This is a genomic window from Enterobacter sp. SA187, from assembly GCF_001888805.2.
Classification (GTDB): Bacteria; Pseudomonadota; Gammaproteobacteria; order Enterobacterales; family Enterobacteriaceae; genus Enterobacter_D.
In genome coordinates, this window is record NZ_CP019113.1 from 3452829 (window position 1) to 3466485 (window position 13657).

Genomic DNA, 13657 nt, shown 5'->3' on the forward strand with positions numbered 1-13657 from the left:
GATGGAAACCGTTTTAGCGAAAATCGTCGCAGATAAGGCGATTTGGGTTGAGGCCCGCAAAGCGCAACAGCCGCTTACCAGTTTTCAGAATCAGGTGGTGCCGAGTACGCGTCGCTTCTATTCTGCCTTACAGGGCGCGCGCACGGCCTTTATTCTGGAGTGCAAGAAAGCATCGCCGTCTAAAGGCGTGATCCGTGAAGACTTTGATCCGGCGCAGATCGCCGAGATCTACAAACACCATGCGTCGGCTATTTCGGTGCTGACGGATGAAAAATATTTCCACGGCAGCTTCGATTTTCTGCCGGTGGTCAGCGCCATCGCGCCGCAGCCGATCCTCTGTAAGGATTTCATTATCGATCCTTACCAGATTTACCTGGCGCGTTTCTACCAGGCGGATGCCTGCCTGCTGATGCTGTCCGTGCTGGATGACGAGCAGTACCGCCAGCTTGCCGCCGTCGCACATAGCCTGGAGATGGGCGTGCTGACGGAAGTCAGTAATGAAGAAGAGCTGGAGCGCGCCATTGCCCTTGAGGCGAAAGTGGTCGGCATTAATAACCGTGACCTGCGCGATCTTTCTATCGATCTGAACCGTACCCGCCAGCTGGCGCCACGCCTGGGCGCAGGCGTCACGGTGATCAGCGAGTCAGGCATTAATACCTATGCGCAGGTGCGTGAGCTGAGTCATTTCGCCAACGGATTCCTGATTGGCTCGGCGCTGATGGAATATCCCGATCTGAATGCCGCCGTGCTGCGCGTGCTGCTCGGCGAAAACAAAGTCTGCGGCCTCACCCGGTCAGAAGACGCGCAGGCGGCTTTTGAGGCGGGCGCGCTGTACGGCGGGCTGATTTTTGTCGATACCTCGCCACGCGCAGTCAGCGATGAACAGGCGCAGGCGGTGATCAATGCCGTGCCGGGTCTGCGTTACGTCGGCGTGTTCCGCAATGCGCCGGTGGAGGATGTGGTTGCACGCGCGCAACGGCTGGGGCTTGCCGCCGTGCAATTACATGGTACGGAAGACCAGCAGTATGTGAATGCATTACGCGCCGCGCTGCCGGCTGATGTGCAGATCTGGAAAGCGCTCAGCGTCACCCGCAGCCTGCCCGCGCGGGATTATCAGCACGTGGACAAATACCTTTTCGATAACGGTCAGGGCGGCAGCGGGGAGCGATTTGACTGGTCGCTGCTGGCAGGCCAACGCCTCGGCAATGTACTGCTCGCAGGTGGCCTTGGCGCCGATAACTGCGTGGAAGCCGCCAGGGCCGGTTGTGCCGGTCTCGATTTTAATTCAGGCGTAGAGCGTGAACCGGGTATTAAAGATGCCGATAAACTGGCCTCGGTTTTCCGCACGCTCAGAGCATATTAAGGAAGCAAGCATGACAACATTACTGAATCCCTATTTCGGCGAGTTTGGCGGTATGTACGTGCCGCAGATCCTGATGCCCGCCCTGCGTCAGCTTGAAGAAGCTTTTGTAAACGCGCAAAAAGATCCTGAATTCCAGGCGCAGTTCACTGACCTGCTGAAAAACTATGCCGGTCGTCCGACGGCGCTGACGAAATGCCAGAACCTGACGGCGGGCACGAAAACCACGCTGTACCTCAAGCGTGAAGATTTGCTGCACGGCGGCGCGCACAAAACTAACCAGGTGCTGGGTCAGGCGCTGCTGGCGAAGAAAATGGGTAAAACGGAAATCATCGCCGAAACCGGCGCGGGTCAGCATGGTGTGGCGTCAGCGCTGGCCTCGGCGCTGCTCGGTCTGAAATGCCGCATTTATATGGGCGCAAAAGACGTGGAGCGCCAGTCGCCGAACGTCTTCCGTATGCGCCTGATGGGCGCGGAAGTGATCCCGGTCTACAGCGGCTCGGCCACGCTGAAAGATGCCTGTAACGAGGCGCTGCGCGACTGGTCCGGCAGCTACGATACCGCGCACTATATGCTGGGTACCGCGGCTGGCCCGCACCCCTTCCCGACTATCGTGCGTGAATTCCAGCGCATGATCGGCGAAGAGACCAAAGCACAGATCCTCGAAAAAGAAGGGCGTCTGCCGGATGCGGTGATCGCCTGCGTCGGCGGCGGTTCTAACGCTATCGGCATGTTTGCTGACTTTATCGAAGAGACCGGCGTCGGGCTGATTGGCGTTGAGCCTGCCGGACACGGTATTGAATCCGGCGAGCACGGCGCGCCGCTTAAGCATGGCCGCGTGGGGATTTACTTCGGTATGAAGTCGCCAATGATGCAGACGGAAGATGGTCAGATTGAAGAGTCTTACTCCATTTCTGCCGGTCTGGATTTCCCGTCCGTTGGCCCGCAGCACGCGCATCTTAACAGCATCGGGCGTGCGGATTATGTGTCCATCACCGATGACGAAGCGCTGGACGCGTTCAAACTGCTGTGCCGCAGTGAAGGCATTATTCCGGCGCTGGAATCTTCACACGCGCTGGCCCATGCGCTGAAAATGATGCGCGAAAACCCGGAAAAAGAGCAACTGCTGGTGGTTAACCTGTCCGGCCGCGGCGATAAAGACATCTTTACGGTTCACGATATTCTGAAAGCGCGAGGGGAAATGTAATGGAACGCTATGAAAACCTGTTTAAACGCCTGAAGGATCGCAAGGAAGGCGCGTTTGTCCCCTTCGTGACGCTGGGGGATCCCACCCCTGAGCAGTCGCTGAAAATCATCGACACGCTGATTGAAGCGGGTGCCGATGCGCTGGAGCTGGGCATTCCCTTCTCCGATCCGCTGGCGGATGGCCCGACCATTCAGAACGCGACCCTGCGCGCCTTTGCCGCAGGTGTCACCCCCGCGCAGTGCTTTGAAATCCTGACCACCGTGCGCCAGAAATATCCGGATATGCCCATTGGCCTGCTGATGTACGCCAACCTGGTATTCAGCCGCGGCATTGATGAGTTTTATGCCCAGTGTGAAAAGGCCGGTGTCGATTCCGTGCTGGTGGCGGATGTGCCGGTGGAGGAGTCAGCCCCGTTCCGTCAGGCGGCGCTGCGTCACAATGTGGCACCGATTTTTATCTGCCCGCCGAACGCCGATGACGATCTGTTGCGCCAGATCGCCTCTTATGGCCGCGGCTATACCTATTTGCTGTCACGCGCCGGGGTGACCGGATCCGAGAACGGCACCGCGCTGCCGCTGAATCACCTGGTGGATAAACTGCGGGAATATAATGCCGCACCGGCATTGCAGGGATTTGGTATTTCGGCACCGGCTCAGGTGACTGCCGCGCTGGGCGCGGGCGCTGCCGGGGCGATCTCCGGCTCTGCCATTGTCAAAATTATCGAGAAGCATCTTGATAACTCCACCGCGATGCTGGCGGAGCTGAAAGCTTTTGTACAGGGCCTGAAAGCCGCGACCCTGCCGCAATAACCTCATCTGCCGCCTGAATGATAATCGGGCGGCATATTCCTGTCAGAATCGATAACCCGCGCCAAACATAAATACCCAGGGATCGAGACGGGTATGCACGCTCTGCTGCTCGCCACCGGCTTTAAAACGTACATCGGTATCAATATCCATATACCAGACTGACATGTTCAGCAGCCAGTCACGGTTGATGAGATAATCCAGCCCCACCTGCCCCGCCAGCCCCCATGAATCTTTCAGGCTCAAATCCGACAGCCCGGCTTCTTTGCCGGTATCATTGAATTTTTCATCAAAGAACGTGGTGTAGTTGACGCCCGCGCCGATATAGGGACGCGCTTTGCTGGTGGCATCGCCGAAATACCACTGCGCCATCAACGACGGCGGTAAATGATGAACGGTCGCCAGGTCGCCGGTCGGCCCTGTACCGACTTTATGACGGAACGGCGTGGCAGCCAGCAATTCAACGCCAACATTGTCCGTTGCCATATAAGTGAAGGTCAGACCCAGTTGGGTATTGTTATCGACGTTAAACCCGCCGAGGCTGCCCAGCACGTTATCAGAGCCTTCCGTCGGGCGCACGGTGGCGGAACCGGCACGGACAAAGAATTCGCCTGCTTCATGGGCATACACGTTTTGGGAAAGACCTGCCAGTACCAGCGCTGCCACAGCTAACTTTTTCATCTCCACTCCTTTGATGTGGTTTTATTTGCGCGGTGAATATACCTACATCGAAGTAGAAAGTGATCTGCCACAGATCACATTTAAACCAATAATTTAACCTTTGTTGATCTGGATTAATTTTACCGCCCATTCCGATAAAACCGTGTTTACCGGTCTGCATCAATTTTTACTTTTTGTGCGTAACGGGCAGCCATTACTCTCGCTTTACAAAGATATGCTTTTCCATACCACCCTTGATGCTGCCACTTGCGGGTCAACCAGGGTACAATCGGCAGCTGAATAAACACCTGCTTAACTCAAGGAGAGGGCATGTCTATCACGGCGAAGTCCGTTTACCGTGACACGGGAAATTTTTTTCGTAATCAGTTCGTTACTATTCTGCTGATCGCGTTGTTATGTGCATTTATCACGGTGATGCTTGGTCATGTTTTTTCGCCCAGTGAGGAACAACTGTCGATTTTAAGCGAAGGCGATAATCTGTCCGGCAGCGTTGGTCTGATGGAACTGGTGCAGAATATGACGCCGGAGCAGCAGCAGGTTTTGCTGCGCGCGTCGGCGGCGTCCACCTTCTCCGGGCTGATTGGTAACGCCATTCTGGCCGGTGGTGTGCTGCTGATGATCCAATTGATCTCCGCCGGGCAGCGCGTCAGCGCCCTGCGGGCGATTGGCGCCAGCGCGCCTGTGCTGCCGAAGCTGTTTGCGCTGATTTTCATCACCACCCTGCTGGTGCAGGTGGGCATTATGATGATCGTCGTGCCCGGCGTGCTGCTGGCCATCGTTCTGTCGTTTGCGCCCGTCATGCTGGTGCAGGAAAAAATGGGTATCTTTGCCGCGCTGCGCGCCAGCATGCGCATGGCCTGGGCGAATATGCGACTGGTGGCACCCGCCATTATCGGCTGGCTGCTGGCAAAAACAGTGCTGCTGATGTTTGCCTCCAGCTTTGCCGCCCTGACGCCGAACGTGGGCGCGGTGGTGGCTAATACGGTGAGCAATTTAATCTCTGCCGTACTGCTGATTTATCTTTTCCGCCTTTATATGCTGATCCGTCCTTAACATTCACCCGTCGGCCTTCACGTCGACGGGTATTACTATCGGAATTAAAGAATGAAGCAGTTTCTTGATTTTCTGCCGCTGATTGTCTTTTTCGCCTTCTATAAGCTGTATGACATTTATGCCGGGACGGCTGCGCTGATCGTCGCCACTGCCGTGGTGCTGGTTTACAGCTGGGTGCGTTACCGCAAAGTGGAAAAAATGGCGCTGATCACCTTTGTGCTGGTGGCGGTATTTGGCGGCTTAACGCTGTTCTTCCATAACGATGAATTTATTAAATGGAAGGTGACGGTAATTTATGCGCTGTTTGCCGGTGCGCTGTTATTCAGCCAGTGGGTGATGAAAAAGCCGCTGATCCAGCGCATGCTGGGCAAAGAGCTCACCCTGCCACAGCACGTCTGGTCGAAACTGAATATCGCCTGGGCGGTGTTCTTTATTCTCTGCGGGCTGGCGAACATCTATATTGCCTTCTGGCTGCCGCAAAATATCTGGGTTAACTTTAAGGTGTTTGGCCTGTCGGCCTTAACGCTGATTTTCACGCTGCTGAGCGGGATTTATATTTACCGTCATATGCCGACGGAAGATAAATCCTGACGCCGTTTCAGACTGAGATAATAATGACGACAACAAATGAGGCTCCGCAGGGAGAACTGGTATTACGCACGCTGGCGATGCCCGCAGATACTAATGCCAATGGCGATATTTTTGGCGGCTGGCTGATGTCGCAGATGGACATGGGCGGCGCAATTATGGCGAAAGAGATCGCCCATGGCCGCGTGGTGACGGTGCGCGTCGACGGCATGACCTTTCTGCGCCCGGTGGCCGTGGGTGATGTGGTGTGCTGCTATGCCCGCTGCATTAAGCGCGGCAATACCTCTGTGACCATCAATGTGGAAGTATGGGTGAAGAAAGTCTCATCCGAACCCATTGGCCAGCGCTATAAGGCCACCGAAGCGCTCTTTATCTATGTGGCCGTGGACAGCGAAGGTAAACCCCGCGCCCTGCCGCCACAGCCCTGAATCGAAGACAATAAAAAAGCCTCTGTACAGAGGCTTTTTTTTTGGCCCGGCGGCCCGTCAGTCCATCGAGGCCCCGCCGTTCAGTCGGAAGACGATGTTAACGGTGATGCCGTTACCCGGTTTGCCCGGCTCATAACGCCATTTACGCATCGCGGTTTTCACTTCCCGCTCGAACATATTGCGCGGCGTGGCGTCCAGGATCTGGACATTCTCTACGCGCCCGTCGGAGGTCACGTCAAATTTAACCCGCACACGGCCTTCAATACGCAGCGCCTGCGCGCGCGCAGGATACTGCGGCTCACCACGACTTATCGCGCGCGGACCGGCCGGAGTGTTATTCACCGGTCGGCTTTGCGCCGGCGCCGGGTTGGTCACGGTACGCGGCGCTAAGCTCTGTGCTGGCGCGCTCGGACGCGGTTCCACCGGGCGCATATCCCGCTTCGGCTGCTCAACGCGTTTTTCCGGTTTTGGCTTCGGCTTCGGTTTGGGTTTCGGCTTTGGCTTCGGTTTTTCGATCACCACCGGCGCTTCTTTTGGCGGCTCCGGAACGGGTTCCGGCTCAGGCTCTGGTTCCGGTTCAACCACCGGTTCCGGCGGCGGTGCCACCTGTGGCGGCTCCAGCTCAGCGGGGGTGACCATGGTGACGGAGATGGGCTGCGAGGGCGCAGGCAGTTCAATAACCTGTTTTACGGAACTATAAAGCACCACGGCCACCACAGCGGCGTGTACACCAACAGACAGCAGCGTCGGCCAGGCAATGCGGCGAGGCGTATCAAAGGTCATTGAAGTCATAATCGTATCAGTTAAAAAACCAGGCCCTGATTTTAAATGCAAATAGCAATCATATTCAATAAGCCATCTCATCTATCGCGCATTTAGTGCGTTCATTTCCTGTAAATAGCGCATGTAAATCAAGGTTATTAACACCCCGGCTAACTTTGCGTTGCAGTCCAGAATACTTTCACTTAACGTAACCCGCGACTTTACCCATTAAGGAGTTTGCCCGTGCTTTATGTGATTTACGCTGAAGATAATGCTGATTCGCTCGAAAAACGCATGTCAGTGCGTCCGGCACACCTTGCCCGTTTGCAGTTGCTGCGTGATGAGGGTCGTCTGCTGACCGCGGGGCCGATGCCTGCGGTGGACAGTAACGATCCGGGCCCGGCGGGCTTTACCGGCTCAACCGTCATTGCGGAATTCCCATCGCTGGAAGAGGCGACAGCCTGGGCAGATGCCGATCCGTATGTGGCGGCAGGCGTCTATAAGAAGGTTTCAGTGAAACCGTTCCGCAAAGTATTTTAAGGCGCGAAACAGTGGGCACCGGCTGGCGGTGCCCTGGGGATCAGAATTCCTGAAACGCAAACAGCAGCGAATTACGGTGATGGTTGAGTAAACATTTTCTGATCGAGTGGATGCGCATATTTCGACGTGACTGCCCTTCCAGCCAGCGCGCCTTACGGCGGCTCGCCTGGCGAACCATACGCCAGCGCCCTACTTCCGGTCTACTACGCTTCATGATGACAACTCTTTAATAACGAAGCCCGCATTATAGACCCTTGCACGGGCCATACCAGCGCTTTTGTCGGTGGTTTTTATTTGCCAGTTGAATGCTTACGCGTAAACTCAGGGGATTACGCATTCAAAAGGATTTTTTATGACAACCTTCTACACGCTGGTGAGTTGGCTGGTCATTTTGGGATACTGGCTCCTGATTGCAGGTGTAACGTTACGCATCCTGATGAAACGCCGCGTCGTCACCTCCGCCATGGCCTGGCTTCTGGTCATCTATATCCTGCCGCTGGTGGGCATTATTGCGTATCTCTCCTTTGGCGAGCTGCATCTGGGCAAACGACGCGCCGAACGCGCCCGGGCGATGTGGCCCTCCACCGCTAAATGGTTAAACGATCTCAAAGCCTGCAAGCATATCTTCGCCGAAGAAAACAGCGACGTTGCCGCATCGCTGTTTAAACTGTGCGAACGGCGTCAGGGCATCGCCGGGGTGAAAGGCAACCAGCTACAGCTGCTCACCTCTTCTGATGATGTGATGCAGGCGCTGATCCGCGATATTCAGCTGGCGCGCCATAATATCGAGATGGTGTTCTATATCTGGCAGCCCGGCGGCATGGCGGATCAGGTTGCTGAATCGCTGATGGCCGCCGCCCGTCGCGGCGTACATTGCCGGCTGATGCTGGATTCCGCCGGCAGCGTGAATTATTTCCGCAGCCCGTGGGTCAATATGATGCGCAACGCGGGCATCGAGGTCGTTGAGTCGCTAAAAGTGAATCTGATGCGTGTCTTTTTGCGCCGCATGGATTTACGTCAGCACCGTAAAATGGTGATGATCGACAACTATATCGCCTACACCGGCAGCATGAACATGGTTGACCCGCGCTTCTTCAAACAGGATGCGGGCGTCGGCCAGTGGGTAGATTTAATGGCGCGCATGGAAGGCCCGGTGTCAACCGCAATGGGCATTGTCTATTCCTGCGACTGGGAAATCGAAACCGGTAAACGCATCCTCCCGCCTCCGCCGGACGCCAATATTATGCCGTTTGAGCAGGCCAGCGGACATACCATTCACACTATCGCTTCCGGGCCCGGCTTTCCGGAGGATTTGATCCATCAGGCGTTGCTGACCGCAGTCTATTCCGCACGTGAATATTTGATTATGACCACGCCCTATTTCGTGCCGAGCGACGATCTGCTGCATGCCATCTGTACGGCGGCGCATCGTGGCGTTGACGTGAGCATTATCCTGCCGCGTAAAAACGACTCGGTACTGGTGGGCTGGGCGAGTCGAGCGTTCTTTTCGGAACTGCTCGCCGCCGGGGTGAAAATCTATCAGTTTGAAGGCGGCCTGCTGCATACCAAGAGCGTGCTGGTGGATGGCGAACTGAGCCTGGTGGGTACGGTCAATCTGGATATGCGCAGTTTGTGGCTCAACTTTGAGATCACGCTGGTGATCGACGACGCCGGTTTCGGCGCCGATCTGGCGGCGGTACAGGACGATTATATTTCGCGTTCACGGATGCTGGATGCCAGACTGTGGGTTAAACGCCCGCTGTGGCAACGGATCACTGAGCGACTGTTTTACTTCTTCAGCCCGTTGCTGTAAAACGTGCCCAACAGTGGTTAACCAGGTAGTCATCATGGAAATGGATCTGAACAATCGTCTGACTGAAGACGAAACGCTTGAGCAGGCTTACGACATTTTTCTCGAACTGGCGGTCGATAACCTCGATCCGGCAGACGTGATCCTTTTTAATTTACAATTTGAAGAGCGCGGCGGTGCTGAACTGTTCGATCCGGCAGAAGACTGGCAGGAACATGTCGATTATGATCTGAACCCGGATTTCTTCTCGGAAGTGGTGATTGGTCTGGCGGATACCGACGGTGGAGAGCTGAACGATATTTTCGCCCGCGTGCTGCTGTGCCGGGAAAAAGATCACAAGCTTTGCCATATTCTGTGGCGTGAATAAACTGCCTATCAATGTAAAAAGGGCTGACGAGTGTCAGCCCTTTTTTATTACTTCTGTGCCGGGTGGCGCTGCGCTTACCCGGCCTGCACAGAACCTGTAGGCCCGGCATGCCTGCGCCCCCGGGCAAGGTTTTAAGTTACAGGGGATCAACCTTCAGGCACGACACCGCGTGCTGGAAACTGCCCTCCAGCACCGGACGGGTTTTCGCGCATTCCGGTCCGGCAATCGGGCAGCGGGTGCGGAAAACGCAGCCCGACGGCGGATTGATCGGCGACGGCAGCTCCCCTTCCAGCAACTGGATCTGCTTGTTTCGCTCCAGATCCGGATCCGGTACCGGCACCGCTGACATCAGCGCTTTGGTATAAGGGTGCAGCGGATTGTGGTACACCTGATCGTAAGTGCCCAGCTCCACCGCGTGTCCCAGATACATCACCAGCACACGATCGGAGATGTGCTTCACCACCGCCAGGTCATGGGCGATGAAGATCAGCGACAGCCCCATTTCACGCTGTAATTTTTGCAGCAGGTTCACTACCTGCGCCTGGATTGACACGTCCAGCGCCGACACCGGCTCATCGCAAATAATCAGCTTCGGCTCAAGGATCAGCGCGCGGGCGATGCCGATACGCTGACACTGACCGCCGGAAAATTCGTGCGGGTAGCGGTTGATAAGGTTCGGCAACAGGCCGACCTTCAGCATCATCGCTTTCACGCGCTCGCGCACTTCCTGGCGGGAAATTTTCGGCTGATAGGTGCGCAGCGGCTCGGCGATGATTTCGCCGATGGTCATACGCGGGTTCAGCGAGGCCAGCGGATCCTGGAAAATCATCTGGATATCGCTGCGCACATCGCGCCACTCTTCCGGCTTCATCCCCAGCAGATCTTTCCCCAGCCACGCGACTTTACCGTCGGTGGCTTTCACCAGGCCAATAATGGCGCGGGCAAAAGTCGATTTACCGCAGCCGGATTCACCCACCACGCCGAGGGTTTCGCCTTCATACAGACGCAGCGTGACGCCATCAACAGCTTTCAGGGTTTTGGACGGCTGCCAGAACCACTGTTTACCGTCTTTGATGTCGAAGTGCACTTTCAGATCGGCAATTTCCAGCAGGACTTTTCTTTCTTCGGTCAGCGCATTCATACCAGTTCCTCCACCGGCTTAAAGCAGGCACGCAGGCGGCCCGGGGCGAATTCTTCCAGCGGCGGCGCGGTGTGACAAATTTCCATCGCATGCGGGCATCGCGGCTGGAACGGGCAGCCCTTCGGCAGACGCAGCAGGTTCGGCGGGTTGCCCGGAATGGTCAGCAGCGCTTCGCCTTCAGCATTCAGGCGCGGCACGGCGTTGAGCAGGCCAATGGAATACGGGTGCGCCGGCTGATAGAACACATTGCGCGCCGAGCCGTACTCCATGGTACGTCCGGCATACATCACCAGCACTTTATCGCAGATACCGGCGACCACGCCGAGGTCGTGGGTGATCATGATAATTGCGGTGTTAAATTCGCGTTTAAGCTCGTTGAGCAGAGTCATGATTTGCGCCTGAACGGTCACGTCCAGCGCGGTGGTCGGTTCGTCGGCAATCAGCAGCTTAGGACGGCACAGCAGCGCCATGGCGATCATCACACGCTGGCGCATACCGCCGGAAAACTCATGGGGATACATGCGCATACGCTTACGCGCTTCCGGCATTTTTACCGCATCCAGCATACGCACTGACTCTTCAAAAGCCGCGGCTTTGCCGAGGTTTTTGTGCAGCATCAGCACTTCCATTAACTGCTCGCCGACCCGCATATACGGGTTCAGCGAGGTCATCGGATCCTGGAAAATCATCGAAATTTGTTCGGCACGCAGCTTATTAAGCGCCTGCTCAGGCAGGTTGAGGATCTCGCGGCCATTAAATTTCGCCGATCCGCCGATCACGCCGTTGGAGGCCAGCAGGCCCATCAGCGCAAAGGCGGTCTGGGATTTACCCGAACCCGATTCGCCCACGATACCCAGGGTTTCACCGGCTTTCAGGCTGAAGTTCAGGTCATTTACCGCCGTCACGTCGCCGTCCGGAGTTTTAAACGTCACCCGCAGATCTTTCACATCCAGCAGGATGTCGGAAGTTTGCTGCGCCTGAGACGTCGATACGATTTCAGTCATGCTCATTACAGCGCTCCTTAACGATCTTTCGGGTCGAGGGCATCACGCAGGCCATCGCCGATAAAGTTGAAACAAAACAGGGTTACGACCAGGAATACTGCCGGGAACAGCAGCAGCCAGGGTGAAACTTCCATTGAGTTTGCGCCATCGCTCAGCAGCGCGCCCCAGCTGCTCAGCGGCTCTTGCGTGCCGAGGCCAAGGAAGCTCAGGAAGGATTCAAACAGTATCATGCTGGGTACCAGCAGCGAGGCGTAAACCACCACCACGCCCAGCACGTTTGGCACAATATGACGTACGACGATATTAAAGGTGGAGACTCCGCCAACCTGCGCGGCTTCGATGAACTCTTTACGTTTCAGGCTCAGCGTCTGACCGCGCACGATACGCGCCATATCCAGCCAGGACACCATGCCGATAGCAACAAAGATCAGCAGAATGTTTTGCCCGAAGAAGGTCACCAGCAGAATAACGAAGAACATAAACGGGAAGGAGTTGAGGATCTCCAGCAGGCGCATCATCACGGAATCCACTTTGCCGCCGAGATAGCCGGAAAGCGAGCCGTATAATGTGCCAAGCACCACCGCCACCAGCGCGGCGGCAATCCCTACCATCAGCGAGATACGCCCGCCGATAGCCACACGCACCAGCAGATCGCGGCCAGAGGAGTCAGTACCAAAGTAGTGACCCGATTCCATATCCGGCGCGCTGGACATCATGCCCCAGTCGGTATCGAAATAACTGAACTGCGACAGCGCCGGGGCCAGCGCCACAAACAGCGCAATCAGCACCAGCACAATCAAACTGGTGACGGCGGCGCGGTTATGCATAAAGCGACGGCGCGCGTCCTGCCACAGGCTGCGCCCTTCGACTTCAAGCTTCTCACTGAAGTTTTCCAGCGCCTCGCTGTTTTTCTTACTTAACATCATGGCGTACTCCAGCGTTAGTAACGGATTTTCGGATCGATAACGGCGTAGAGCACGTCAACAATCGCGTTAAACAGAATGGTTAGGGTTCCGACAAGGATCGTCAGGCTCAGCACCAGCGAATAGTCGCGGTTGAGCGCGCCGTTAACAAACAGCTGGCCGATACCCGGCAGACCGTAAATGGTTTCGATGACCATTGAGCCGGTGATGATGCCGACGAACGCTGGCCCCATGTAAGAGAGCACAGGCAGTAAAGCGGGTTTCAGGGCGTGGCGCAGGATAATACGGCGCATCGGCAAGCCTTTCGCCCGCGCGGTACGGATGAAGTTGGAGTGCAGCACTTCAATCATCGATCCGCGGGTGATACGCGCAATACTGGCGATGTAGGCCAGCGATAACGCCACCATCGGCAGGATCATGAATTTTGGCGCGCCGCCGTTCCAGCCACCGGCTGGTAACCATTTCAGCGTGATCGCGAATATTAATACCAGCAACGGGGCTACCACGAAGCTCGGAATAACCACCCCGGTCATGGCAAAGCCCATTACTGTATAATCCCATTTGGTATTTTGTTTGAGTGCCGCGATTACCCCAGCCGCGACGCCAAAAATGACGGCGAGGAGGAAGGCTGCTGCGCCTAATTTCGCGGAGACCGGGAAGCTCGACGCCACCAAATCGTTAACGGAGTAGTCTTTATATTTGAAAGACGGTCCGAAATCCCCCTGCGCCAGCTGTTTCAGATAGCTGAAATACTGCGTCATGATGGGATCGTTTAAATGGTATTTCGCTTCGATATTCGCCATGACTTCCGGCGGCAGCGCGCGCTCGCTGGTAAAGGGACTACCCGGCGCAAGACGCATCATAAAGAAGGAGATAGTGATAAGAATTAAGAGTGTCGGAATTGCTTCCAGACAACGACGTAAAATAAATTTCAACATTGCCCGTACCTTCTGGCCTGTGCCTTTGCGTGCGATGAATTAAGACACG

At 56.0% G+C, this 13657-nt stretch carries 16 protein-coding genes; 9 read left to right on the forward strand and 7 right to left on the reverse strand.

The features are described 5' to 3' along the window. The first annotated feature begins 1 nt into the window (after position 1). From trpCF to trpA, 3 genes are read left to right on the forward strand one after another with little or no spacing between them, the layout of a single operon-like run. Positions 2–1363, forward strand: coding sequence for a bifunctional indole-3-glycerol-phosphate synthase TrpC/phosphoribosylanthranilate isomerase TrpF (trpCF, locus tag BMF08_RS16520; RefSeq protein WP_072569458.1), 1362 nt, complete (start codon positions 2–4; stop codon positions 1361–1363). 10 nt (positions 1364–1373) lie between these two features. Further along, the gene (trpB, locus tag BMF08_RS16525; protein WP_072568630.1) at positions 1374–2567 is read left to right on the forward strand and encodes a tryptophan synthase subunit beta; all 1194 of its coding nucleotides are present in this window, start codon (positions 1374–1376) and stop codon (positions 2565–2567) included. Then, on the forward strand, positions 2567–3376 hold the full coding sequence (gene trpA, locus BMF08_RS16530; RefSeq protein ID WP_072568631.1) for a tryptophan synthase subunit alpha: 810 nt from the start codon (positions 2567–2569) through the stop codon (positions 3374–3376). The genes trpB and trpA overlap by 1 nt, the downstream gene beginning before the upstream one ends. 42 nt (positions 3377–3418) lie before the next feature. Here the strand turns inward: trpA and ompW are convergent, their stop codons facing one another. Next, the gene (gene ompW, locus BMF08_RS16535; RefSeq protein WP_072568632.1) at positions 3419–4054 is read right to left on the reverse strand and encodes an outer membrane protein OmpW; all 636 of its coding nucleotides are present in this window, start codon (positions 4052–4054) and stop codon (positions 3419–3421) included. A gap of 309 nt (positions 4055–4363) precedes the next feature. Here ompW and BMF08_RS16540 point away from each other — a divergent pair, with 309 nt between their 5' ends. Genes BMF08_RS16540 through yciA form a run of 3 tightly spaced genes read left to right on the forward strand, consistent with a single transcriptional unit; the run spans position 4364 to position 6123 of the window. Beyond that, positions 4364–5107 carry a YciC family protein gene (locus BMF08_RS16540; protein ID WP_072568633.1) on the forward strand — a complete coding sequence of 248 codons (744 nt, stop codon included), beginning with the start codon at positions 4364–4366 and terminating at the stop codon, positions 5105–5107. A 51-nt stretch (positions 5108–5158) separates the two neighbouring features. After that, positions 5159–5698: a septation protein A gene (locus tag BMF08_RS16545; protein WP_072568634.1), complete on the forward strand. Its 540-nt coding sequence runs from the start codon at positions 5159–5161 to the stop codon at positions 5696–5698. A gap of 23 nt (positions 5699–5721) precedes the next feature. Further along, positions 5722–6123, forward strand: a complete 402-nt coding sequence (gene yciA, locus BMF08_RS16550; protein WP_072568635.1) for an acyl-CoA thioester hydrolase YciA — start codon at positions 5722–5724, stop codon at positions 6121–6123. Positions 6124–6180: 57 nt separating this feature from the next. Here yciA and tonB read toward each other — a convergent pair whose 3' ends face one another. Continuing rightward, the gene (tonB, locus tag BMF08_RS16555) at positions 6181–6906 is read right to left on the reverse strand and encodes a TonB system transport protein TonB (protein ID WP_199775961.1); all 726 of its coding nucleotides are present in this window, start codon (positions 6904–6906) and stop codon (positions 6181–6183) included. 222 nt (positions 6907–7128) lie between these two features. Here tonB and BMF08_RS16560 point away from each other — a divergent pair, with 222 nt between their 5' ends. Beyond that, positions 7129–7425 (forward strand): YciI family protein, encoded by a 297-nt coding sequence (locus BMF08_RS16560; protein WP_072568637.1) that lies wholly within the window; start codon positions 7129–7131, stop codon positions 7423–7425. Positions 7426–7465: 40 nt separating this feature from the next. On the opposite strand, the gene BMF08_RS21195 is transcribed toward BMF08_RS16560, so the two are convergent. Then, positions 7466–7639 (reverse strand): YciY family protein, encoded by a 174-nt coding sequence (locus BMF08_RS21195; protein ID WP_088218644.1) that lies wholly within the window; start codon positions 7637–7639, stop codon positions 7466–7468. A gap of 138 nt (positions 7640–7777) precedes the next feature. Between BMF08_RS21195 and cls the strand changes: the two genes are divergently transcribed. Beyond that, positions 7778–9238, forward strand: a complete 1461-nt coding sequence (gene cls / locus BMF08_RS16565; protein ID WP_072568638.1) for a cardiolipin synthase — start codon at positions 7778–7780, stop codon at positions 9236–9238. Positions 9239–9272: 34 nt separating this feature from the next. Continuing rightward, entirely contained in the window at positions 9273–9602 is a 330-nt protein-coding gene (locus BMF08_RS16570; protein ID WP_072568639.1) for an HI1450 family dsDNA-mimic protein, read from the forward strand. A 136-nt stretch (positions 9603–9738) separates the two neighbouring features. Here BMF08_RS16570 and oppF read toward each other — a convergent pair whose 3' ends face one another. Genes oppF through oppB form a run of 4 tightly spaced genes read right to left on the reverse strand, consistent with a single transcriptional unit; the run spans position 9739 to position 13608 of the window. Further along, entirely contained in the window at positions 9739–10743 is a 1005-nt protein-coding gene (gene oppF / locus BMF08_RS16575; protein ID WP_072568640.1) for a murein tripeptide/oligopeptide ABC transporter ATP-binding protein OppF, read from the reverse strand. Continuing rightward, positions 10740–11753 carry an ABC transporter ATP-binding protein gene (locus BMF08_RS16580; RefSeq protein WP_072568641.1) on the reverse strand — a complete coding sequence of 338 codons (1014 nt, stop codon included), beginning with the start codon at positions 11751–11753 and terminating at the stop codon, positions 10740–10742. The genes oppF and BMF08_RS16580 overlap by 4 nt, the downstream gene beginning before the upstream one ends. Positions 11754–11764: 11 nt before the next feature. Beyond that, positions 11765–12673 carry an oligopeptide ABC transporter permease OppC gene (oppC, locus tag BMF08_RS16585; RefSeq protein ID WP_072568642.1) on the reverse strand — a complete coding sequence of 303 codons (909 nt, stop codon included), beginning with the start codon at positions 12671–12673 and terminating at the stop codon, positions 11765–11767. A 14-nt stretch (positions 12674–12687) separates the two neighbouring features. Next, on the reverse strand, positions 12688–13608 hold the full coding sequence (gene oppB / locus BMF08_RS16590) for an oligopeptide ABC transporter permease OppB (RefSeq protein ID WP_072568643.1): 921 nt from the start codon (positions 13606–13608) through the stop codon (positions 12688–12690). Positions 13609–13657: the final 49 nt, after the last annotated feature.